Source organism: Streptomyces sp. BRA346 (assembly GCF_052851135.1).
In genome coordinates this window covers 36,213-57,693 of record NZ_JAIWIH010000012.1, presented here as the reverse complement: position 1 = coordinate 57,693, position 21,481 = coordinate 36,213, and the positions used below count along the sequence as shown (strand labels likewise).

Sequence of the window (21,481 nt, the reverse complement as noted above, 5' to 3'; positions counted from 1 at the left end):
CATCAGCATCGAGGGCCATACCAAGCTATGGTTGATGTATGGCTACCAAGAAGGTGACTATCACTCTCGACGAATCCCTGGTCGAAGCCCTGGCCGGAGCCGCCGAGGAAGAAGGCATCCCGCTCTCCCGACTCGTCGCCGGAGCAGCCGAACGCGAGCTGCGCTTGCGGGCCGGCCGGGCCGTCATCCAGGAGTGGCAGGCGGAACACGGCGCCTTCACCCCGGAAGAGCTCGCGGCCGCCCGCGCGGACCTGGCCGCCGCCGACGCCGAGTACCTCAGCAGTTCGGGAGCCTCGGCCGCGTGAACATCCCCTACCTGTACGACGCCGGGGTACTCATCGCCATCGACAACAACGACCGACGCATGTGGGCACGCCACAGCCTGGCCCTGGAAGACGGACGGGACATCCACGTCCCGTCCGTCGTCGTCAGCCAGGCATGGCGGGACTCCCGCCGCCAGGTCAGACTCGGCAAGTTCCTCGCCGGGTGCCACGTCGCACCCGGCGGCCTCGAAACCGCCAAAGCCGCAGGCATTCTCTGCGGCAAGGCCGGCACCTCCGACATCGTCGACGCCACTGTCGTGACCATGGCCGCCAGCCTCGGCGCCATCATCTGGACCTCGGACCCGGACGACATCCGCACCCTCATCGACGCCCAGGACATCAAAGCCGCCCCTGTCATCCGCACCGTCTGACCACCGACGATCTCCGATGGGCCCCGCTATCGCAGGGGTGGTCTCATCCGGGAAACCCCTGCTTCCCTCCGCCGCCGATGGCCCGCGACGTGCTGGCTGCTGAGATGCCGTGGAGCCCCGGTTCGAGCTGACGGTCGACGCGCTTCAGCAGTCTTTCGCGTGAACAAGCCCTGGCGCGCGGCCTGCTCTTCCCGCGCCGCGATCACACGTTGAAGCGGAACTCCACCACAACCACTCTGACCTGCGGTTATGTGGGCGCATCCCAGCACCATCCCAGCACGGGTTTCACTGCAAAGTACGAGAAGATCCAGAAGCGCCAAGACTACGCGTCAACGCCCGCCTCGGATACAGACCGAGCAGCACTCCAGACGCTGTAATAGTTTCTGTACTAGACTTGCGGCCATGAAGTCACCCCGCCCCGGCGGCACGGAGAACATCTCCGTGTCGATGCCCTCGGAACTCCTCGGTGCTCTGCGCACCCGCACAGGTAAGCGCGGCGTGTCCGCGTACGTGACGGCGGCGGTCCGGCATCAGCTCGCCATGGACGGCCTCGCCGAGATCGTGGCCGCCTACGAAGCCGAGCACGAGCCGCTGAGCGAGGCCGAGGTCCAGGCCGCGCAGCGCGACCTGTTCGGTGACGCACCGGCGCCCTACGCATCGGACGACAGCGCCGCATGAAGGAACCCGCGGCCAGGTCCCTGGTACTCGACTCCCAGGCACTGTCGCTGCTCCTGCGCAACGACCGCCAGATGATCGCCCGGATCGAGGCCGCTCGACGCGTGGGGGTGCCCGTCCTCGTGTCGGCCCTGACGGTGGTGGAGGCCGTCTACGGGAAAACGGACGCCGCTCGGCTGCACTGGGTGCTCTCCCGGCTTCAGGTCCAGGACGTCACCCAGGCGGACAGCCTCACCGCGGTGCAACTGCTGAGCGACGCCGGTGGCCTGCATGGCCACAAGTACGCCATCGACGCCCTCGTCGCCGCGATGGCGCTCCGCTCCCCGGCACCCGTCCTCGTACTGACCTCGGACCGCGACGACTGGTCGAAACTGTGTGGCGACGGAGTACAGATCAAGGATGTCTGACCTCGGCGTTCACTCAGCTTGAATCCACCTGCTGATTGTGACTGGATCACGACATCTGGACGACGACCCTGCCCTTGGCGTGACCCTCTTCCAAGGTAGGCAAAGGCGTTGGCGGTCTGCTCGAAGGGGAAGACGCGGTCAGCGACGGTCTTGAGGGTGCCCTTGTCGACGAGGCCGGCCAGTAGTCGGCCAGGTTGTCCGCCAGCCCGTCCGCGTCGGCCAGCAGGTTCGCGAACGAGTAGTTGGAGGTGTTGTAGAAGGTCCGTCCTGTGGCCTTCTTGACCTCGACCTTGAGCCGGTTCGGGTTCTCGAACTTCGATGCCAGCTCCCGTACCACCTCACGATCCGGCTCGAGCACGCAGTCGATCCGCCGCAGGATCGTGAACGGGAGGACCACCGTCCCGTACTGGTTGGGGCGATAGGGGCCCCGAAGCTGGTCAGCGATTGACCAAATGAAGCTCCCGAGCGTGCTCACAAGTTCCTCACGAGAATCGTCTAGGGGTGCCGACCACTTTGCCAGAGCCAGCAGCCACGGTCCCTGCGGTTCGGCCAGTCACCGGAGTGGAACCCAGCACCGGCAGCGAATCCACGTCCCAGCACAATCCCAGCACGGGACGGATGACCAGGGATGACGACAGGTGACGAGGGGTCAGCTATCCCAGCACCATCCCGGCACGGGAAAAACCAAGGGCCCGACCCCGAAGAGCCGGACCCTCTCTGACCTGCACGTTTGCCAGATAAGCGAACTGGTGCTAAGTCACCCGCTACACGTTGAAGCGGAACTCCACCACGTCGCCGTCGCGCATCACGTAGTCCTTGCCCTCCATGCGCGCCTTGCCCGCCGAGCGGGCGTCGGCGACGGAGCCCGTCTCGACCAGGTCGTCGAAGGAGATGACCTCGGCCTTGATGAAGCCCTTCTGGAAGTCGGTGTGGATGACACCGGCCGCCTCGGGGGCCGTGGCGCCCTTCTTGATGGTCCAGGCGCGGGACTCCTTGGGACCGGCCGTGAGGTAGGTCTGGAGGCCGAGGGTGTTGAAGCCGACGTGGGCGAGGGTGGCGAGGCCGGGTTCGGTCTGGCCGACGGACTGGAGGAGTTCGAGGGCCTCCTCGTCGTCCAGCTCGGCGAGGTCGGCCTCGAGCTTGGCGTTGAGGAAGATCGCCTCGGCCGGGGCGACGAGGGAGCGCTGCTCGGCCTTGAAGTCCTCGTCGGTCAGCTCGTCCTCGTCGACGTTGAAGACGTAGAGGAACGGCTTGGTGGTGAGCAGGTGCAGGTCGTGGAGGAGGGCGGCGCGCTCGCTGCCCTGGACGATGCCCGCGGAGAAGAGGGTGCGGCCCTCGTCGAGGATGGCCTTGGCCTCCTCGACGGCCTTGACCTGGGCCTGCTTGTCCTTCTGGATCCGGGACTCCTTGACCAGGCGGGGCAGCACCTTATCGATGGTCTGGAGGTCGGCCAGGATCAGCTCGGTGTTGATCGTCTCGATGTCGCTCTTGGGCGAGATCTTCCCGTCGACGTGGACGACGTTCTCGTCCTTGAAGGCGCGGATGACCTGGCAGATGGCGTCGGACTCGCGGATGTTCGCCAGGAACTTGTTGCCCAGGCCCTCGCCCTCCGAGGCGCCCTTGACGATCCCGGCGATGTCGACGAAGTCGACGGTGGCGGGGAGCTTGCGGGCCGAGCCGAACAACTCGACGAGCTTGTCGAGGCGGGGGTCGGGGACGCCGACGACACCGACGTTGGGCTCGATGGTGGCGAACGGGTAGTTGGCCGCCAGCACGTCGTTCTTGGTCAGGGCGTTGAACAGGGTCGACTTGCCGACATTCGGCAGACCGACGATTCCGATCGTGAGCGACACGTTGGCGACTTCCCGTAGCTTCCCGTAGCGGGATCGAATGCAAGGACAGGGACCGGCCCCCGCGGGGGCCGGTCCACCAGTCTACGGGGCCGCCTCCGGTCACCCGCCCGGGCGGACCGTCACCCTCCCGGGCTGACAATCAGTCGAACAGACTGCCAAGGTCCCGCGAAGGGCGTGTCCCAGTCCGGATTCCAGCCCTCCGCCCACCTACGTTGGTCTGGTGGAGCACTACAGGACACGTACGCCCCGTCGGGCCGCCGCCCCCTCGCCCCGGCCGGCGGCGGACGACACGTACCCGGGCAGGGGCCAAGGGGGGCGGCAGAGCCCGGGCGGCGCGGCGCGCGGCGCGCGGCCGACGCCACGGGGCGGCGGCCGGGGCGGACTGCTGGGCGCGGCCGCCACGCTGCGCGACCGGCCGGTCACCCTGCCCAGCGCCCGGCTCACCGCCTTAGGCGCGGGACTGCTGACCGCGCTGGCGATGCTGGCCTTCGGCTGCCTGGACGCGCTGCTGTTCTCCGGGTCGCCCACCGCGTACGGGGTGTTCTTCCTGCTGGCGTGCGCGGGCTGCGGGATGTGGGTACGGCAAGCCGACCTGTTCCCGGGGGCGATCGGGGTGCCGATCGCCTTCACGGCCGGGCTGCTGCCGATCAACGACGGCGGCGCGGGGTTCGCGGGCCAGGCGCTGGGCGTGTTCACCGCGCTCTCGCTGAACGCGGGCTGGCTCTACGCCGGGACGCTGCTGACCACGCTGATCGTCCTCGTCCGCAAGATCGCCCTCATGGGGCGGCAGCGACGGCGCCGTCAGCAGCGGCAGCCGCGGCCATCGCGGCGCCCACGATCCCCGCATTGTTCTGGAGCTGAGCCGGGACGATCTCGGCCCTGATGTCCTCGATCAGCGGCAGGAACTTGTGGGCCTTCCGGCTCACCCCGCCGCCGATCACGAACAGCTCGGGCGAGAACAGCATCTCCAGGTGCGCCAGGTACTTCTGCACCCGGTGCGCCCAGTGCGGCCAGCTCAGGTCGTGGTCCTCCCGGACCTTGGTGGAGGCGCGCTTCTCCGCCTCGTGGCCGTCCAGCTCCAGATGGCCCAGCTCGGTGTTGGGCACCAGCCGACCGCCGGTGAAGACCGCGCTGCCGATGCCGGTGCCCAGGGTGAGCACGATCACGGTGCCCCGGCGGCCGCGGCCCGCGCCGAAGGTCATCTCGGCGACCCCGGCCGCGTCCGCGTCGTTCAGCACGGTGACCGGGGCGCCCAGCCGCTCGCCGAGCAGACCGGCCAGGTCGGTGCCGATCCAGCTCTTGTCGACGTTCGCGGCGGTACGGGTCGTCCCGTCCGTCACCACGCCCGGGAAGGTCACCCCGACCGGGCGCCCGGACCAGCCGAAGTGCGCGGCGACCTCCACCACACCGTCCACGACCGCCTCGGGCGTGGACGGGTGCGGGGTGAGCACCTTGTGGCGCTCCTCGGCCAGGTCGCCGCGGTCCAGATCCACCGGCGCGCCCTTGATCCCGGACCCGCCGATGTCCACGCCGAACACCCGGGCGGCCCGGCCGCCGCCGTTCGCGTCGGTCACCGCTCCGCGCCGTCCGTGCCGGTGGCGGCCGCCCCGGCGGCCGCCGCAGCCTCGGCGCGCAGGTCCCGGCGCAGCTCCTTGGGCAGCGAGAAGGTCATGGTCTCCTGCATGGGCTGCACGACCTCCACGTCCCCGTAGCCGCGCTCGGCCAGCCAGTCCAGGACGCCCTCGACCAGCACGTCCGGCACCGAGGCGCCCGAGGTCACGCCGACCGTCGTCACGCCCTCCAGCCAGGCCTCGTCGATCTCGCTCGCGTAATCGACCAGGTGGCCGTCCTTGGCGCCGGCGCCGATGGCGACCTCGACCAGCCGCACCGAGTTGGAGGAGTTCTTGGAGCCGACGACGATGACCAGGTCCGATTCGGCGGCGACCTGCTTGATCGCGGTCTGGCGGTTCTGGGTGGCGTAGCAGATGTCGTCGCTGGGCGGGCTGATGAGCTGCGGGAAGCGCTCCTGGAGCGCGTCCACGGTCTCCATCGTCTCGTCGACCGAGAGGGTGGTCTGGGACAGCCAGACGACCTTGGACTCGTCGCGCACCTCGACGTTCTTCACATCGCCCGGGCCGTCGACCAGGGTGACGTGGTCCGGCGCCTCGCCGCTGGTGCCGATGACCTCTTCATGGCCCTCGTGACCGATCAGGAGGATGTCGTAGTCCTCCTTGGCGAACCGGACGGCCTCCTTGTGGACCTTGGTGACCAGCGGGCAGGTCGCGTCGATGGTGGCCAGCTTGCGCTGCGCGGCCTCCTCGTGGACGACCGGGGCGACGCCGTGCGCCGAGAAGATCACGATGGAGCCCTCGGGCACCTCCTCCGTCTCGTCGACGAAGATCGCGCCCTTTTTCTCCAGGGTCTGGACGACGTACTTGTTGTGGACGATCTCCTTGCGCACATAAATCGGCGCGCCGTACTGCTCCAGGGCCTTTTCGACGGCGATCACGGCACGGTCGACGCCCGCGCAGTAGCCACGCGGGGCAGCGAGCAGGACCCGGCGGGCGGAGGTTGCAGTCATGCCCCCATCGTAGGGGCGATGACGACGGGCTCTGTCGGTGGTGGCCGATACCCTCGCGGTCATGGCTGTCAACACGTCCGCGGAAGCGCCGATCCCGGTCGGCGAGGTGTCCCGGCTGATCGGAGGGTGGATCGACCGGCTCGGGGCGGTGTGGGTCGAGGGGCAGATCACCCAGCTGTCCCGGCGGCCGGGCGCCGGGGTGGTCTTCCTGACTCTGCGCGACCCCAGCTACGACATCTCGCTGACCGTCACCTGCTTCCGCGCCGTCTTCGACAAGATCGCGGACACGGTCTCGGAGGGCGCCCGCGTCGTCGTGCACGCCAAGCCGGAGTGGTACGCGCCACGCGGCCAGCTGTCCCTGCGGGCCGCCGAGATCCGGCCGGTGGGCGTCGGGGAACTGCTGGCGCGGCTGGAGCAGTTGAAGAAGGCGCTGGCGGCCGAGGGGCTGTTCGCCGCCGAGCGCAAGAAGCCGCTGCCGTTCCTGCCGCAGCTGATAGGGCTGGTCTGCGGCCGCGCCTCGGCCGCCGAGCGCGACGTCCTGGAGAACGCGCGGCTGCGCTGGCCCGCCGTCCGCTTCGAGGTGCGCAACGTCGCGGTGCAGGGAACGCACGCGGTGCCGCAGGTGATCGAGGCGGTCAAGGAGCTGGACGCGCTGCCCGCGGTGGACGTGATCGTGGTCGCGCGGGGCGGCGGCAGCGTGGAGGACCTGCTGCCGTTCTCGGACGAGCAGCTGGTACGGACGGTCGCCGCGTGCCGTACGCCGGTGGTGTCCGCGATCGGCCACGAACCGGATTCGCCCCTGCTGGATCTGGTCGCGGATCTGCGCGCCTCCACCCCGACGGACGCGGCGAAGAAGACCGTGCCGGACGTGGGCGAGGAGCTGGTGCGCATCCAGCACCTGCGCGAGCGCGCGCTGCGCAGCGTCAATGGGCTGCTTGACCGCGAGGAGCGGGGGCTGGAGTCCGCGCTCGCCCGGCCGTGCATGCGGCAGCCGCACCGGATGGTGGACGAGCGCGAGGAGCAGATCGCGTCGGTGCTCGACCGCGCCCGGCGCTGCTTGGGGCATCTGCTCGACCGGGCGGACTCGGAGCTGGCCCACACCCAGGCCCGGGTGGTAGCCCTCTCCCCCGCCGCGACGCTGCGGCGCGGCTATGCGGTGCTCCAGCACGCCGACGGGTCGGTGGTGCGGGCGGCGGACGAGGTGACGGCGGACGAGGAGCTGCGGGCGCGGGTCGCGGAGGGGGAGTTCACGGTGCGGGCCGTTGGCGGTTCCGCCGGAGTCGTCGAGCCTGCCGAGGCTGTCGGACCCACTGAATAGGCTGAGGGGCATGGCGAAGACGGACGAGAAGGCCGACGGGAAGAGCGGGTCGGCGGAGACGACGCTCGGGTACGAGCAGGCGCGGGACGAGCTGGTCGAGGTCGTGCGGCGGCTGGAGGCGGGCGGCACGAGCCTGGAGGAGTCGTTGGCCCTGTGGGAGCGGGGCGAGGAGCTGGCCACGGTGTGCCGCCGGTGGCTGGAGGGGGCGCGGGCGCGGTTGGATGCGGCGCTGGCGGAGTCCGGCGACGGGGGCGGGGACGGCGGCGCGGGCGGCGACGGCGAGGGCTGACGGGGCGGCTCCCGGCCGGGGGCGCCTGCGGCGGGCTCCTTCCCCACCCCGCCCCTTCCCGGCCCCTGTCGATCTGCGGCTCCGCCGCATGAGGGTCTCCGCCCTGGACCCCGCTCCTCAAGCGCCGGAGAGGCTGGGAGGGGTTGTGATTCGGGGCACCATGGTCCGGGTTTAGTTGAACATTAACCTAAGCCTCGTACAGTGGGGGCAGCGCATATCGCATAGCACCGCTGTGATCAGGAGGTTTTTTCCATGACGCTCGCACTCGACCCCGCCGCCCAGGACCTGCTCTTCCGCGAGGCCCACACCGCCAACGCCTTCACCGACGAGCCGGTCTCCGAGGAGCAGGTACAGGCGATCTACGACCTGGTGAAGTACGCCCCCACGGCCTTCAACCAGTCGCCGCTGCGCATCGTCCTGGTCCGCTCCGCGGAGGCGCGAGAGCGTCTGGTGCCGCACATGGCCGAGGGCAACCAGCCCAAGACGGCCTCCGCGCCGCTGGTCGCGATTCTTGCCGCGGACAACGAGTTCCACGAGGAGCTGCCCGCGCTCTTCCCGCATGCCCCGCAGATCAAGGACGTCTTCTTCAGCGAGCGCGGCACCCGTGAGCAGGCCGCCGGGTTCAATGCCTCGCTCCAGGCCGGTTACTTCATCGTGGGCATCCGCGCCGCCGGTCTGGCCGCCGGTCCGATGACCGGTTTCGACCCGGCCGGGGTCCAGAAGGAATTCCTGGACGACGACCACACCCCGCTGGTGATCATCAACATCGGCAAGCCGGGCGAGGACGCCTGGAAGCCGCGCAGCCCGCGCCTGGACTTCGACCAGGTCGTCACGACGGTGTGAGGGATCGGACAGCGGCGCGCCCCTTCGGCACAGGTGCCGAAGGGGCGCGTTGGCGTCCGAGGCGTCTGATCAGCCCTTCTCGGCCTTGAGCGCCGCGGCCATCTTCGCGAGCTGCCCGTACGAGGCGGTACCGGTGACGACCGTGGTCACGCCCGGTTCGCGGCGCACCAGGGCGTCGTACTTGTCGCCCTCGTAGCGGACCCACTCCTGGCCGCCGATCTTCTGCTTGACCTTGGTCTCCCGCGCCTGCTGGGTGACGTCCTCGATGAACGGGACCGGCCTGCCGTCGCTCTGCTCGATCGCGATGTACTCCTCGTTCTGGGCGAGGAAGCCCAGATGCCAGGCCGCGCCCTTGTCCGCGGTGGTCCTGGGCTGGTACGTCACCGAGGTCGCGCGCCAGCCCTTGGGGAGGCTGCCCTTCTCGGGGGCGGCGACCGGGTACGGCGCCGCGCGCCGGGCGGTGTCCACCTCCACCCGGTAGTCGACCGTCTGGACGCCCCTGCCCTTGTCGCTGTCGTCGTGCGGAATGCCGAAGACGTAGATGGCCGCCGCGACGACACCAATCACCGTCAGCGACAGGACCATGTCCCGCACCGTCTCTTTGCCACGCATACCTGCCACGCCCCTATCGTCCCTCATCGCCTCGCGACACCCGGCACCCAGGGCCGCAACAGAGGCGCGCTCATGCGTGGGGTCCACTGCTCACTTTCACAATGAGCGGATAAGGTCATGAGCACCCTCACTTTTTCCGGTTCGTCGCCGTACAGAAAGGTGCGCTCCGATGACCGAGCATCATCTGCCGTCCCAGCTCGAGGTCAGTCCCGCGGCTCCCGACCGCAACCTCGCCCTCGAACTGGTCAGGGTCACCGAGGCGGGCGCCATGGCCTCCGGCCGCTGGGTGGGCCGCGGCGACAAGAACGGCGCGGATGGCGCCGCCGTGAAAGCCATGCGTTCCCTCGTCCACACGGTGTCCATGAACGGTGTCGTGGTCATCGGCGAAGGCGAGAAGGACGAGGCGCCGATGCTCTTCAACGGAGAGCGCGTCGGTGACGGGACCGGCCCGGAGTGCGACGTGGCCGTGGACCCGGTGGACGGCACCACGCTGACCGCCAAGGGCATGGCGAACGCCGTCTCCGTCCTCGCCGTCGCCGAGCGGGGCACCATGTTCGACCCGTCGGCCGTCTTCTACATGGACAAGCTGGTCACGGGCCCCGAAGCCGCCGAGTTCGTGGACATCACCGCGCCGCCCGGGGTGAACATCCGGCGGATCGCGAAGGCCAAGAAGTCCAGCCCCGAGGACGTCACCGTGGTGGTGCTGGACCGCCCTCGCCACGAGGGGCTGGTCCAGGAGATCCGGGAGGCGGGCGCCCGGATCAAGTTCATCTCCGACGGCGACGTGGCCGGTGCGATCATGGCGGTGCGCGAGGGCACCGGCGCGGATCTGCTGCTGGGCGTCGGCGGCACCCCGGAGGGCATCATCGCGGCCTGCGCGATCAAGTGCCTCGGCGGCACGATCCAGACCAAGCTGTGGCCGAAGGACGACGAGGAGCGGCAGCGCGCCATCGACGCGGGCCACGACCTCGACCAGGTGCTCCAGACCGACGACCTGGTCAGCGGCGACAATGTGTTCTTCGTCGCCACCGGCATCACCGACGGTGATCTGCTGCGCGGGGTGCGGTACCGCGCGGAGACCGCCACCACCCAGTCGCTGGTGATGCGGTCCAAGTCCGGGACGATCCGGCAGATCGACTCCACCCACCGGCTGTCCAAGCTGCGCGCCTACGCCTCGGTCGACTTCGAGCGCCCGCGCTAGAGCCCACGCGTAGACGTACGACACGGGCCGGACTCCGCCACCCGGCGGGGCCCGGCCCGTGACGCGAAGAATTCACCCGGCGGCGGCGACGCGCACGGCGCGCTGGAGCTCCGCCTCGCGGCGCCGGCGGCGGGCCAGCACCACCCGGCGCTCGGCCGCGGTCAGCCCGCCCCACACCCCGTACGGCTCGGGCTGGAGCAGCGCGTGCTCCCGGCACTCGACCATGACCGGGCAGCGCGCACAGACGCGCTTGGCGGCCTCTTCCCGCGACAGCCTGGCAGCCGTGGGCTCCTTGGAGGGGGCGAAGAACAGCCCTGCCTCGTCCCGGCGGCACACCGCCTCCGAGTGCCAGGGTCCGGCCTGATCCCGAGCGGGGGTGCGCTGCGGGGGCACGGCGGCGTCCAGCAGGGGCTGATGCGGTTGCAGCACGGTCTACTCCTGACGACGGCTCCGGTGTTCACCCTTGCCCGCCTCCCGCCGTACGGCCCCCATGTGCACCCCCATCAGCCGTACGAGAGACGATGCACCAAGCCTTACCCGCTGTGCGCACGCTTATGCACACGGTTGTCCCGCCCGGAAATTCCGTATGCACAGCGGCTGTTCAGCCCTTATGACCTCAGGTTCTTCACACGTTTCCCGCGCTTCGGCTTGGCCTCGACCCCGCCGAAGAGCGCGAATCCGCTGACCCGGATCACCGGCGCGTCGGGGTCCGGGGCCTCGTGCTCCGCGACGTCCACGCCGCCGAACACGCCGGAGCCCGAACCGTGCAGCGTGACGTTCTCCGGGACCCGGATCTCCACCCCGCCGAACACCGCCCACGCCTGGATGACGATCTCCCGCTGCTCGAAGACCGCCTCGGTGAGGTCGATCTCGACGCCGCCGAAGACGGCGAAGGCGTGCGTACGGCGGCGGGGCCGCCAGCGGCCCTTGCGCACGGCGCCGCCGAAGACCGCGACCAGGTTCTCCGGATCACCGGCCGGGCCGGACGCCGCGTCGGACGGCAGGCCCGCCGCGGCGCGGGCCGGACCCGCGGGCACGTCCCGGACCAGGGGCTCCAGCTCGCCGCGGGTCTTGGCGCGGTAGACCGCGTCGATCCGCTCGGCGTGCTCCTCGGGGTCGAGCCGCCCCTCGGCGAGGGCCTCCCGCAGGATGTCCGCGATCCGGTCGCGATCCGCGTCGGACGCGCGGATCTCCGCCTCCGCGACGGGCGCCGCGACGGGCGCCGGTGCGGGCGCCGGAGCGGGGGCGGTCTTGGTCAGGGGGACCGGCTGCTGCGCCTGCTGCTCATCCACGCCCGACAGAGTACCCAGTCGCGATAGATCGCGACTAGTGGTGTGCGGCACGCGATATACGGCGGGCACCACTGAGCCCTACCTCACAGGCCCCGGCTCCCCCGCCCCGTTCTACGCTTGTGCACGCGCTGTCGACGAAGTCAGCCGTAGCCCCCGTCGAGTAAGGAATGGCCGCGATGCCCGCCGCTTCCCACCCAGCCCACCCGGCGTTTGCCTATTCGGACCTGCTGCCCCTGGGAGAAGACCGGACTCCGTACCGTCTGGTGACCTCCGAGGGCGTGAGCACCTTCGAGGCCGACGGGCGCACCTTCCTCAAGGTCGAGCCGGAGGCGCTGCGCACGCTCGCGGCCGAGGCGATGCACGACATTTCGCACTATCTGCGCCCCGACCACCTCGCCCAGCTGCGCCGCATCCTCGACGACCCCGAGGCCAGCGCGAACGACCGCTTCGTGGCGCTGGACCTGCTGAAGAACGCCAACATCGCGGCGGCCGGGGTGCTGCCGATGTGTCAGGACACCGGCACCGCCATCGTCATGGGCAAGCGCGGCCAGAACGTGCTGACGGAAGGCGGCGACGAGGAGGCCCTGTCGCGCGGCGTCTACGACGCGTACACCAAGCTCAACCTGCGCTACTCCCAGATGGCCCCGCTGACCATGTGGGACGAGAAGAACACCGGCTCCAACCTGCCCGCGCAGATCGAGCTGTACGCGACCGACGGCGGCGCCTACAAGTTCCTCTTCATGGCCAAGGGCGGCGGCTCGGCGAACAAGTCCTTCCTCTACCAGGAGACGAAGGCGGTGCTGAACGAGGCATCGATGATGAAGTTCCTGGAGGAGAAGATCCGCTCGCTGGGCACCTCCGCCTGCCCGCCGTACCACCTGGCGATCGTCGTCGGCGGCACCAGCGCCGAGTACGCGCTGAAGACCGCGAAGTACGCCTCCGCGCACTACCTGGACGAGCTGCCCGCCGAAGGCTCCCCGACCGGGCACGGCTTCCGGGACCAGGAGCTGGAGGAGAAGGTCTTCGAGCTGACGCAGAAGATCGGGATCGGCGCGCAGTTCGGCGGCAAGTACTTCTGCCACGACGTACGGGTCGTCCGGCTGCCGCGGCACGGCGCGTCCTGCCCGGTCGCGATCGCCGTCTCCTGCTCGGCCGACCGCCAGGCGCTCGCGAAGATCACGCCGGAGGGCGTCTTCCTGGAGCAGCTGGAGACCGACCCGGCGCGCTTCCTCCCGGACACCACCGAGGAGGAGCTGACCAAGGGCGCGGGCCCGGACCTGGACGCGGTCGCCGTCGACCTGAACCGGCCCATGGACGAGGTCCTGGCCGAGCTGACCAAGCACCCGGTCAAGACCCGGCTCTCGCTGACCGGCACGCTGGTCGTCGCCCGTGACATCGCGCACGCGAAGATCAAGGAGCGGCTGGACGCGGGCGAGGAGATGCCGGAGTACCTGAAGAACCACCCGGTGTACTACGCGGGCCCGGCCAAGACCCCCGAGGGGTACGCCTCCGGTTCGTTCGGCCCGACCACGGCGGGCCGGATGGACGCGTACGTCGAGCAGTTCCAGGCGGCCGGGGGCTCGAAGGTCATGCTGGCCAAGGGCAACCGCTCCCAGCAGGTGACGGACGCGTGTGCCGCGCACGGCGGCTTCTACCTGGGCTCGATCGGCGGCCCGGCGGCGCGGCTGGCGCAGGACTGCATCAAGAAGGTCGAGGTCCTGGAGTACGAGGAGCTCGGCATGGAGGCGGTCTGGAAGATCGAGGTCGAGGACTTCCCGGCGTTCATCGTGGTGGACGACAAGGGGAACGACTTCTTCACCGACCCCGGTCCGGCCCAGCCGTTCGTGAGCACCATCCCGGTCCGGCCCGGCGCCTGACGCACCAGCTCGGCCGGAGGCCGGGTGCGGCTCCCGGTCCGACGGACGGAGTCCGGCGCAGGCGCTCGAAGCTTGGGAGGCCCCCCGGGGCCGAGCCGTGCGAGGGCGGCCATCGAGGAGGTCCGACGGCCCCGGCCGCGCCCCGTTCACCACGGGGACGCGGCCGGGGCCGTCGGAGTGTCGGGCGGGCTCAGCCGGACAGGGCCGCCTCGAAGGCGCCGGGGCGCTGGGGGACGCCGCTGCACGAGGTGCTGGGGGCGGTGGCGGGGCGCTCGGGGGCCGCGTCGCCGGTGTCGTCGCTGGTGTCGTCGCCGGTGTCGCCGCCGTTCTCTGCGCCCGTGTCCTCGGGCGTGCACGGGCGGTCCCGTTCCGCGGACCACATCGACAGCCGCCCGATGCCCTTGGTGGCCGCGAAGCGGGCGAGTCCGGCCGCGTCCTCCAGCGTGAAGACCTCGCCGGTCACGTCGTTGACCCCGATCATCGGCGTGACGGCGAGGGTCTTCCACGCGGCGGCGTCGGTCAGCCCGAGCACCCGGCGGACCTTCGCGTGGGCCGCGGTGGCCGCCTGGATGGCGTAGCGGCCCATGTCGCCCGTGTGGTCGCCGCTGTAGTTCATGGCCATGACGTTGACCGACGAGACCGTGACGCCCTCCTGCCGGGCCGCGGCCAGCTGGGCGAGGGCGCCGGGGGTCAGCCCGTTCGGCATGGCGGGCAGGGTGAAGGAGACGTTGAGTCCCTCGTGGGCGCGCTGGACCAGGGCGATGGCCCGGGCCCGGCGGGCGGTGGCGTCGGCGTCGGCGAGCGCGTCGCCCTCGACGTCGAAGTCGGCCCGGATGATCCCGTAACGCTCGATCACCTCGGTGTACGCGGCGGCGAGCTGAGAGGCGTCGTCGCAGGCCGTGGCCAGCTCCGTGCCGTCGGCGCCGCCGAAGGAGATCCGTACGTCGCCACCGGCCCGCCGGGTGGCCTCGATACGGGCCGTCAGCGCCGGGTCGTCGAACGGGATGCCGCTGTCCCACGCCGGGGCGCAGCCGTCACCCGATACGACGAAGCCCAGGGTGAACTCCTTGACGCCGCGCGACGCCGCGGCGGCCATGTCGTAGCGCGAGCCGGCCCAGGCGCTGACGTACGGCACGAAGTCGGCGGGGGGCGGCGCCGGGCGGGGGGCGGCGTGCGAGGCCGCGTGGTGCGACTCGGACGACTTCTCGCTGCCCGCCCAGACGGCGATGGTGGCGCAGAGCACGGCTCCGGCCATGGCGATGCCGCTCATGCGGGGGCTGGCCCTGAATCGCACGCGCGCTTCCTTCCGCTCCGGAGTGAGGGGGTGAGGCCGCCAAGGGGCCGGGGCTGGTCCCCGGCCCGGCCTCTCCGCCAACCTCGCATATCGGATCAAAAGTGACGAACTATGACACACCGCATGTTTGACACATAGGTTGTATGTCGTATTTTCTGGACTAGCCTCTGACGCATGGATCCTCAGTCAGATGTGGCCGAGCGTGCGCCCTCGCGTCCCGTCCGCTCCGAGGTGGCCAGGAAGGGGCCCGTGTTCGTGGACCTCTCCGGGCGCCGCGGCCGGCTGGTACGGCACGCGGGCGCGCTCGCGGGGGCCGTCTGCTTCGGCTATTCGGCGGTCCTCGGAATGGGTTTCGCGGGCGGTACGGCCATCGCCCCCGAGACGCTGATCCCGGGACACCCCGTCACCACGGAGGCGCTCGGCCGCGAGCCCAGGAGCGCCCCGGAGGGGCATTACGGCCGGCGTCCCGCGACACATGAGCACCCGTCGGAAGACCGGTACGACCGCTACGCCCCGTACGGCCAGGACGGCCCGGACCGCCCCCGGCCGCACTCCCCCGCGGAGGCACGCCCCGCGGGCGCCCGGAAGCCCACCGCGCTCGCCCGCCCCGCGCCGCCCCGGTCGCACCGCGCGCCCGAGGCACGCGACGCGCGGCCGCGGCGCGGGGGGCACTCCGCTCGCCCCGGCCGCCGCCCGGCCGCGCACCACGCCCCGCGGCACCGGCGGTCCGCGGCCCACCGGCCGGACCAGGCGCCGCAGCACGCGCGGCCCCACAAGCCCGCCGCGTCGCCTGCGCGTCCGGCTCCCCACAAGCCGCCCCGGAAGCCGGTGGATCCGGCGCCCGATCCGGTGAAGAAGCCCCCGGCCGCCAAGCCCGGCACGCCCGGCAAGCCTGCCGAGCCGGGCCCGGACCGCCCCCAGAACCCCGGCAAGGGGCAGGACAAGCCCCCGGTGAACGAGCCCGGGCCCCCGGCGTGGGGGCCGGTCGACTCGAACTGGCAGTCGTTCATGCCGTTCCGCGGCAGGGCGACATGAGCGGCGGCAGACCGCTGAAGCTGCCGCGGCCACGCGGCCGCAGACTCGTGGCACTGGGCAAGACGCCCGGCAACGGGACGCCCGAGCCCCGCAAGCCCCGGACGTCCCGCCTCCGGGGGCGCGTTCGGCCGCGCACCCGCACCCGGATGGCCTTCGCGCTGGCCACGCTGCTCGCGCTCGTCTGCGCCCTGCTGCTGGACGGCTACCTGTACTCCGAGATCGGCAACGACGCCCGGGTACACGCCGCACACTCGTACCGCAGCGTCCCCGAGCGGCTGCGCAACGGCGGACCGGTCATCACCTTCGACCGGGAGGGGAAGGCGACCGAGCACTCCATCCCCGCCAAGACCATCGCGCTGACCTTCGACGACGGCCCGGACCCGCGCTGGACCCCGGAGATCCTGGCCGTCCTGCACAAGCACCGCGTGCCGGGAACGTTCTTCGTGCTGGGTCAGATGGTGATCCGCCACCCGGGGCTGGTGCGCCGCATGGTGGCGGCCGGACACGAGATCGGCGTGCACACCTTCTCCCATGTCGACCTGTCCTACCAGGACAAGCGGCGGATGAATCGCGAACTGGCCCAGTCGCAGCTGGCGCTGGCGGGCGCGGCGGGCGTCACCAGTTCGCTGTTCCGGGCGCCGTACGCCTCGGAGGTCTCCGCGCTCGACGACCGCACCTGGCCCGTCCAGCAGCACGTGGGCGCCAAGGGCTACGTCAGCGCGTTCTCGGACACCGACAGCGAGGACTGGCGGCGGCCCCCGGTCAAGGAGATCGTCCAGAACGCCACCCCGCGCGGCACGAAGGGCGCGTCCGTGCTCTTCCACGACGCGGGCGGCAACCGCGCGCGGACCGTGAAGGCCCTGGAGCGCTACATCCACCGGATGGCGGCGCGCGGCTACACGTTCACCACCATCACCGGCGCGCTCGACGCCCGGAGCGCCAACCACCCGGCCCCGGCCGTGCGGGTGTGGGAGGGCCGGACCCTGATCTGGGCCGCGCAGGCCACCCAGTACGCGCTGCCGGTGCTCATCGGGATGCTGGGGGTCGTCGGCGTCGCGGTGTTCGGGCGGCTGCTGCTGATGCTGGGTCTGGCCTGGTGGCACCACCGCTCCCGGGGCCGGCGCCGCTACACCCTGGTGCAGGAGGTGCACGACCCGGTGAGCGTCGTCGTGCCCGCGTACAACGAGAAGGAGTGCATCGCCCACACCCTGAACTCCCTGTCCGCCTCCACCCATCCCATCGAGATCCTGGTCGTGGACGACGGCTCGACCGACGGCACCGCGGACATCGTGGAGGCGATGGGCCTGCCGAACGTGCGGGTGCTGCGCCAGCCCAACGCGGGCAAGCCCGCCGCGCTCAACAACGGCATCGCGCACGCCCGCCATGAGCTGATCGTGATGATGGACGGCGACACCGTCTTCGAACCCACCACCATCCGCGAGCTGGTCCGCCCCTTCGCCGACCCCGGGGTCGGCGCGGTCGCGGGCAACGCCAAGGTCGGCAACCGGGGCCGGCTGATCGGCGCCTGGCAGCACATCGAGTACGTGATGGGCTTCAACCTCGACCGGCGGATGTACGACCTGCTGCGCTGCATGCCGACCATCCCCGGCGCCATCGGCGCCTTCCGCCGCCGCGCGCTGCTGGACGCCGGGGGCATGAGCGCCGACACCCTGGCCGAGGACACCGACGTCACCATCGCCCTGCACCGGGCGGGCTGGCGGGTGGTCTACCAGGAGCACGCCCGCGCCTGGACCGAAGCGCCGGGCACCCTGGGCCAGCTGTGGAAGCAGCGCTACCGCTGGAGCTACGGCACCATGCAGGCGCTGTGGAAGCACCGCCGCTCGCTGATCGACCGGGGGCCCTCGGGGCGGTTCGGCCGGGTGGGGATGCCGCTGGTGGTGCTCTTCCAGATCGTCACGCCGCTGTTCGCGCCGCTGATCGACCTGTTCACGCTGTACGGGGTGATCTTCGTGGACCCGGTGCGGTCGCTCGCCGCGTGGGGCGCGCTGCTGCTCGTACAGCTGCTGGGCGCGGCGTACGCCTTCCGGCTGGACCGCGAGCGGTACCGGGCGCTGGCCGTGCTGCCGCTCCAGCAGATCGTCTACCGCCAGCTGATGTACCTGGTGCTGCTGCATGCGTGCGTGACGGCGGCCACCGGCGCCCTGCTGCCCTGGCAGAAGCTCAAGCGCACCGGTGAGGTGGAGGCGCCGCGCACCCCGGAGGCCGTACGGTGACCCAGCTCACCGGTCCGCCCCGGACGGCACGGGAAGACGGCATAGCGGTGCGACGCTGTGCTGGTGAGTGGGCCGAAGGGGCGCGCCGGTGTCGAAAGGGAGAGCGCGCGCAGGGAGCGAGGTACGAGCGACCGAGCACGGTCGACCGTCGACACCGGCTGAGGGCGCCCCGGAGGCGAACGAGCCCAAAAGAGGTGGCGGAGGTGTCACGATGACCGAAGAGAACTACCGGACCGAACACGACTCCATGGGTGAGGTGCGGGTGCCCGCCCACGCCAAGTGGCGCGCCCAGACCCAGCGCGCCGTGGAGAACTTCCCCGTCAGCGGGCAGCGCCTGGAGCGGGCGCACATCGAGGCGCTGGCCCGGATCAAGGCCGCGGCGGCGCTGGTCAACGCCGAGCTGGGCGTGGTGGAGAAGGACATGGCGGCCGCGATCGCGGAGGCGGCCGCGGAGGTCGCCGAGGGCCGCTGGGACGACCACTTCCCGGTGGACGTGTTCCAGACCGGCTCCGGCACCTCGTCCAACATGAACACCAACGAGGTGCTGGCCACCCTCGCCACTGAGCGGCTGGGCCGCCCGGTGCACCCCAACGACCATGTGAACGCCAGCCAGTCGTCCAACGACGTCTTCCCGTCCTCCATCCACGTCGCCGCCACCGCGGCCGTCACCGCCGACCTCATCCCGGCGCTGGACCACCTGGCGGCGGCGCTGGAGCGCAAGGAGGCCGCGTTCGCCGAGGTGGTGAAGGCGGGGCGCACCCATCTGATGGACGCCACCCCGGTGACGCTGGGCCAGGAGTTCGGCGGCTACACGGCGCAGGTGCGGTACGGGGTGGAGCGGCTGCGCGCCGCGCTCCCCCGGCTGGCGGAGCTGCCGCTGGGCGGCACCGCGGTGGGCACCGGGATCAACACCCCGCCCGGCTTCCCGGCCGCCGTCATCGCCGAGCTGGCCCGGGCCACCGGGCTGCCGCTGACCGAGGCCCGGAACCACTTCGAGGCGCAGGGCGCGCGGGACGGGCTGGTGGAGACGTCCGGCCAGCTGCGGACCATCGCGGTCGGCCTCACCAAGATCGCCAACGATCTGCGCTGGATGGCGTCCGGTCCGCGCACCGGCCTGGCCGAGATCGCGCTGCCCGACCTCCAGCCCGGTTCGTCGATCATGCCGGGCAAGGTCAACCCGGTGATCCCCGAGGCCGTCCTGATGGTCGCGGCCCAGGTCACCGGCAACGACACGACCGTGGCCACGGCCGGGGCGGCCGGGAACTTCGAGCTGAACGTGATGCTCCCGGTGATCGCCAAGAATCTGCTGGAGTCGATCCGCCTGCTGACCAGCGCCTCCCGGCTGCTGGCGGACCGCACCATCGACGGGATCACCGCCAACGCCGAGCGCGCCCGGGAGTACGCGGAGTCCTCGCCGTCCGTCGTCACCCCGCTCAATCGTTACCTCGGGTACGAGGAGGCGGCGAAGGTCGCCAAGAAGTCCCTGGCCGAACGGAAGACCATCCGCGAGGTGGTGCTGGAGTCGGGCTACGTGGAGCGTGGCCTGCTGACCCGGGAGCAGCTGGACGAGGCGCTGGACGTGCTGCGCATGACACATCCGTAAGCCCCTGTTGTACTGTGCGTGCGGCATAGGTCACGGCACGGCGGCCCGGTCGCACCTAAGATCTGCTCATGACAGCGGACATCGTGGAGACGACGGGCAGGGCGGGCGGCGCCCGATGGGCGCCGGGGGACCACATCCTCTGGCGTTATCGCGCCAACGCCTCCGACGCCATCCACATCTGCCGTCCCGTGACCGTCGTCCGGGACACCCCGGAGGTGCTGGCCGTCTGGCTGGCACCCGGTACGGCGTGCGTCAAACCGCAGCTCGCCGACGGTACGCAGGTGCACCGCGAGCCGCTGTCCACGCGCTACACCAAGCCGCGCACCACCGCGCTGTCCCAGTGGTTCGGCACCGGGGTGCTCAAGCTGGCCCGGCCCGGCGAGCCCTGGTCGGTGTGGCTGTTCTGGGAGCGCGGCTGGCAGTTCAAGAACTGGTACGTGAACCTGGAGGAGCCGCTCGCCCGCTGGAGCGGCGGGGTGGACTCCGAGGACCACTTCCTCGACATCGCGGTCTACCCGGACCGCAGCTGGGAATGGAAGGACGAGGACGAGTTCGCACAGGCGCAGCGGGCCGGTCTGATGCCCGGTGAGCAGGCCGAGCGGGTACGGGCGGCGGGCCGGGCCGCCGTGCGGCTCATCGACTCCTGGGACGCGCCGTTCCGGGAGGGGTGGGAGGAGTGGCGTCCGGATCCGTCGTGGACGGTACCCGTTCTCCCGGCGGACTGGGACCGTATCGACAGGGGGCGTACGTCGGCGCACTCGAGGTCCTGAACCTCTTGCTGTGTCCCCGTGTTTCAAACGTAGGATCGTCGTCCGGAACACTGCACATGCGGGAAACAAGACAAAGGCGCAACTCACGGACGATGCGCGCGATCTGACGCAATGTCACAGGAGGGGCGGGAGTCGTGAGCGGTGAGGACGACTACGGCGACGGCTATGCGGGCTACGAGGACTTCGACCGCCTGGCGCTCGACCGCAGCGGTCAGGCGGAGGCGTTCGACGCGATAGGCGACCGCTACGACGACGCCTTCCCCCATAAGGAAGGCCAGGTCGCGGCCGGTCAATGGCTGGCCGACACCCTGCCGCCCGGATCCCACGTGCTCGACGTCGGCTGCGGTACGGGGCTCCCCACGGCCCGTCAGCTGACCGACGCCGGGCACCGGGTGACGGGCATCGACATCTCGCCCGGAATGCTGAAGCTGGCCCGGGACAACGTGCCGGGCGCCGAATTCCACCAGGTGGACATCGTCGACCTGAGAGTCGGCGGCCGGTACGGCCCGGGGGGCTCGAAGGAAATCGGCCCGTTCGACGGCATCGCCTGTTACTTCTCGCTGCTGCTGCTGCCCCGCCCGGAGATCCCGTACGCGCTGCGCGCCCTCCACGGCGTACTGAGACCCGGCGGGCTGCTGGGACTCGGCATGGTCGAGGCGGACGTCGACGACTTCGCCATTCCGTTCCTCGGCAACTCGGTCCGGGTATCCGGTTATCTGCGGGACGAACTTCGACAGGTCGTGACGGATGCGGGCTTCGAGATCGCCGGGGAGGACTCGCACGCGTACGCCCCGGCCAGCACGGACGTACCACCCGAGATCCAGCTCTATCTGAACTGCCGACGACGTGCCTGACACTCGGTGCGCGCCCGACGAGACGGGGGCGCACGGCCCCGGACGGATG

The 21,481-nt window shown here is 70.9% G+C and carries 22 protein-coding genes and 2 pseudogenes; 15 read left to right on the top strand and 9 right to left on the bottom strand.

Going from position 1 to position 21,481, the window contains the following annotated elements:
* The first annotated feature begins 38 nt into the window (after window positions 1-38).
* From LCH29_RS16620 to LCH29_RS16605, 4 genes are all read left to right on the top strand, one after another.
* Entirely contained in the window at window positions 39-305 is a 267-nt protein-coding gene (locus LCH29_RS16620) for a hypothetical protein (protein WP_093779986.1), read from the top strand.
* Window positions 302-694, top strand: coding sequence for a twitching motility protein PilT (locus LCH29_RS16615; protein ID WP_446462512.1), 393 nt, complete (start codon window positions 302-304; stop codon window positions 692-694). Before LCH29_RS16620 ends, LCH29_RS16615 begins: the two co-directional genes overlap by 4 nt.
* A gap of 402 nt (window positions 695-1,096) precedes the next feature.
* Window positions 1,097-1,372, top strand: coding sequence for a hypothetical protein (locus tag LCH29_RS16610; protein ID WP_446462511.1), 276 nt, complete (start codon window positions 1,097-1,099; stop codon window positions 1,370-1,372).
* Window positions 1,369-1,776 (top strand): PIN domain-containing protein, encoded by a 408-nt coding sequence (locus LCH29_RS16605; protein WP_446462510.1) that lies wholly within the window; start codon window positions 1,369-1,371, stop codon window positions 1,774-1,776. The genes LCH29_RS16610 and LCH29_RS16605 overlap by 4 nt, the downstream gene beginning before the upstream one ends.
* 128 nt (window positions 1,777-1,904) lie before the next feature.
* Here the strand turns inward: LCH29_RS16605 and LCH29_RS16600 are convergent.
* From LCH29_RS16600 to ychF, 3 genes and pseudogenes are all read right to left on the bottom strand, one after another.
* A pseudogene (locus LCH29_RS16600) lies at window positions 1,905-1,958 on the bottom strand (hypothetical protein); the annotation flags it as partial.
* Window positions 1,952-2,251 (bottom strand): annotated as a pseudogene (locus tag LCH29_RS16595) (type I restriction-modification system subunit M N-terminal domain-containing protein); the annotation flags it as partial. The pseudogenes LCH29_RS16600 and LCH29_RS16595, both read right to left, overlap by 7 nt.
* Before the next feature lie 289 nt (window positions 2,252-2,540).
* The gene (gene ychF / locus LCH29_RS16590) at window positions 2,541-3,629 is read right to left on the bottom strand and encodes a redox-regulated ATPase YchF (RefSeq protein WP_446462509.1); all 1,089 of its coding nucleotides are present in this window, start codon (window positions 3,627-3,629) and stop codon (window positions 2,541-2,543) included.
* A gap of 220 nt (window positions 3,630-3,849) precedes the next feature.
* On the opposite strand from ychF, the gene LCH29_RS16585 reads away from it, so the two are divergent.
* The gene (locus LCH29_RS16585) at window positions 3,850-4,512 is read left to right on the top strand and encodes a DUF6542 domain-containing protein (RefSeq protein ID WP_446462508.1); all 663 of its coding nucleotides are present in this window, start codon (window positions 3,850-3,852) and stop codon (window positions 4,510-4,512) included.
* Here the strand turns inward: LCH29_RS16585 and ppgK are convergent.
* Entirely contained in the window at window positions 4,406-5,203 is a 798-nt protein-coding gene (ppgK, locus tag LCH29_RS16580) for a polyphosphate--glucose phosphotransferase (RefSeq protein WP_446462507.1), read from the bottom strand. The two genes, LCH29_RS16585 and ppgK, sit on opposite strands and share 107 nt — an antisense overlap.
* On the bottom strand, window positions 5,200-6,210 hold the full coding sequence (locus LCH29_RS16575; protein ID WP_446462506.1) for a 4-hydroxy-3-methylbut-2-enyl diphosphate reductase: 1,011 nt from the start codon (window positions 6,208-6,210) through the stop codon (window positions 5,200-5,202). Before LCH29_RS16575 ends, ppgK begins: the two co-directional genes overlap by 4 nt.
* 61 nt (window positions 6,211-6,271) lie before the next feature.
* Between LCH29_RS16575 and xseA the strand changes: the two genes are divergently transcribed.
* From xseA to LCH29_RS16560, 3 genes are all read left to right on the top strand, one after another.
* Entirely contained in the window at window positions 6,272-7,528 is a 1,257-nt protein-coding gene (xseA, locus tag LCH29_RS16570) for an exodeoxyribonuclease VII large subunit (RefSeq protein WP_446462505.1), read from the top strand.
* Window positions 7,529-7,538: 10 nt separating this feature from the next.
* The gene (locus LCH29_RS16565) at window positions 7,539-7,817 is read left to right on the top strand and encodes an exodeoxyribonuclease VII small subunit (RefSeq protein WP_446462504.1); all 279 of its coding nucleotides are present in this window, start codon (window positions 7,539-7,541) and stop codon (window positions 7,815-7,817) included.
* Window positions 7,818-8,069: 252 nt separating this feature from the next.
* Complete coding sequence (locus LCH29_RS16560; RefSeq protein ID WP_446462503.1) at window positions 8,070-8,660, top strand: malonic semialdehyde reductase; 591 nt, start codon at window positions 8,070-8,072, stop codon at window positions 8,658-8,660.
* A gap of 69 nt (window positions 8,661-8,729) precedes the next feature.
* On the opposite strand, the gene LCH29_RS16555 is transcribed toward LCH29_RS16560, so the two are convergent.
* The gene (locus tag LCH29_RS16555; RefSeq protein ID WP_446462736.1) at window positions 8,730-9,272 is read right to left on the bottom strand and encodes a DUF4245 domain-containing protein; all 543 of its coding nucleotides are present in this window, start codon (window positions 9,270-9,272) and stop codon (window positions 8,730-8,732) included.
* A gap of 169 nt (window positions 9,273-9,441) precedes the next feature.
* Between LCH29_RS16555 and glpX the strand changes: the two genes are divergently transcribed.
* The gene (gene glpX / locus LCH29_RS16550) at window positions 9,442-10,473 is read left to right on the top strand and encodes a class II fructose-bisphosphatase (protein ID WP_446462502.1); all 1,032 of its coding nucleotides are present in this window, start codon (window positions 9,442-9,444) and stop codon (window positions 10,471-10,473) included.
* A 72-nt stretch (window positions 10,474-10,545) separates the two neighbouring features.
* Here the strand turns inward: glpX and LCH29_RS16545 are convergent, their stop codons facing one another.
* Window positions 10,546-10,902 carry a WhiB family transcriptional regulator gene (locus LCH29_RS16545; protein WP_009715345.1) on the bottom strand — a complete coding sequence of 119 codons (357 nt, stop codon included), beginning with the start codon at window positions 10,900-10,902 and terminating at the stop codon, window positions 10,546-10,548.
* A 179-nt stretch (window positions 10,903-11,081) separates the two neighbouring features.
* Window positions 11,082-11,774: a DUF1707 SHOCT-like domain-containing protein gene (locus tag LCH29_RS16540; RefSeq protein ID WP_446462735.1), complete on the bottom strand. Its 693-nt coding sequence runs from the start codon at window positions 11,772-11,774 to the stop codon at window positions 11,082-11,084.
* 167 nt (window positions 11,775-11,941) lie between these two features.
* Between LCH29_RS16540 and LCH29_RS16535 the strand changes: the two genes are divergently transcribed.
* Window positions 11,942-13,642, top strand: a complete 1,701-nt coding sequence (locus LCH29_RS16535) for a fumarate hydratase (protein ID WP_446462501.1) — start codon at window positions 11,942-11,944, stop codon at window positions 13,640-13,642.
* A 190-nt stretch (window positions 13,643-13,832) separates the two neighbouring features.
* Here the strand turns inward: LCH29_RS16535 and LCH29_RS16530 are convergent, their stop codons facing one another.
* Window positions 13,833-14,936 carry a chitinase gene (locus LCH29_RS16530; RefSeq protein WP_446462500.1) on the bottom strand — a complete coding sequence of 368 codons (1,104 nt, stop codon included), beginning with the start codon at window positions 14,934-14,936 and terminating at the stop codon, window positions 13,833-13,835.
* A gap of 174 nt (window positions 14,937-15,110) precedes the next feature.
* On the opposite strand from LCH29_RS16530, the gene LCH29_RS16525 reads away from it, so the two are divergent.
* The 5 genes from LCH29_RS16525 (at window position 15,111) to LCH29_RS16505 (ending at window position 21,432) form a co-directional block, all read left to right on the top strand.
* Window positions 15,111-15,971, top strand: coding sequence for a hypothetical protein (locus LCH29_RS16525; protein WP_446462499.1), 861 nt, complete (start codon window positions 15,111-15,113; stop codon window positions 15,969-15,971).
* Window positions 15,968-18,205 (top strand): bifunctional polysaccharide deacetylase/glycosyltransferase family 2 protein, encoded by a 2,238-nt coding sequence (locus LCH29_RS16520; RefSeq protein ID WP_446462498.1) that lies wholly within the window; start codon window positions 15,968-15,970, stop codon window positions 18,203-18,205. Before LCH29_RS16525 ends, LCH29_RS16520 begins: the two co-directional genes overlap by 4 nt.
* Window positions 18,206-18,416: 211 nt before the next feature.
* Complete coding sequence (locus tag LCH29_RS16515; RefSeq protein WP_446462497.1) at window positions 18,417-19,808, top strand: class II fumarate hydratase; 1,392 nt, start codon at window positions 18,417-18,419, stop codon at window positions 19,806-19,808.
* A 68-nt stretch (window positions 19,809-19,876) separates the two neighbouring features.
* Window positions 19,877-20,578 carry a cytidylyl-2-hydroxypropylphosphonate hydrolase gene (gene fomD / locus LCH29_RS16510; protein ID WP_446462496.1) on the top strand — a complete coding sequence of 234 codons (702 nt, stop codon included), beginning with the start codon at window positions 19,877-19,879 and terminating at the stop codon, window positions 20,576-20,578.
* Window positions 20,579-20,712: 134 nt separating this feature from the next.
* Window positions 20,713-21,432 (top strand): class I SAM-dependent methyltransferase, encoded by a 720-nt coding sequence (locus tag LCH29_RS16505; protein ID WP_446462495.1) that lies wholly within the window; start codon window positions 20,713-20,715, stop codon window positions 21,430-21,432.
* The last annotated feature ends 49 nt before the right edge of the window (window positions 21,433-21,481 follow it).